This is a genomic window from Cupriavidus sp. GW823-FHT06D04, assembly GCF_058795055.1.
Genome location: NZ_JBXAHL010000126.1, coordinates 1 through 583, shown reverse-complemented (window position 1 = coordinate 583; position 583 = coordinate 1). Strand labels below are relative to the sequence as shown.

1 protein-coding gene is annotated in these 583 nt (G+C 61.2%); it reads right to left on the bottom strand.

Annotated features, from left to right (window positions below):
* Window positions 1–12 precede the first annotated feature (12 nt).
* On the bottom strand, window positions 13–384 hold the full coding sequence (locus tag AC1Q7H_RS39880; RefSeq protein WP_442877035.1) for a tautomerase family protein: 372 nt from the start codon (window positions 382–384) through the stop codon (window positions 13–15).
* Window positions 385–583 lie beyond the last annotated feature (199 nt).

Sequence of the window (583 nt, the reverse complement as noted above, 5' to 3'; positions counted from 1 at the left end):
GCTGCACCACCCTCACACGCGAGGGGCTTCGGGCAGGCGTTCACCGCCGCGCACGACGTATTTGGCGGGATACAGTGTGACCAGAACCTCGACTTCGTCCTCCGTTGCTCCGGTGCACGCGCTCCAGATCGAGCTCACCTTTTTGGCCAGCGATAGCACGGCGCCGTCGCTGCGCCCATCACGTATGTGGCAAAAGATCAGCGTCTCGGAAGTGGGCTCTCCCGAACGGTAGGTGTTGTCGGGCGTGGCTTCATGGAATACGACGCTAATCAAGTCGAGCGGCGAGAGGATGATCTCCCTGATCGCGCTCGTGAACTCGCTGGCGATCTTGGCCTTGACGCCGGCTTCGATTCCGACCTTGCATTCGCAAACAATGATGGGCATGTTGTGTCTCCGTGAAGATAGGGCTGCTGAGGCCTCAGTCTCTCGGAACGTCGCCGTGGGTGATTGCATCGGGGTGCCACCACTTGCTTGGAAGTGCCATGACATGGCGTCGTGCCGCCAGTCCAGGTCAAGCTCGTTATCGGTGGCCGGCGCCCGCCAGGGCGACGTAGTGCCCCAAACAGTGCTCACATTTGGCACC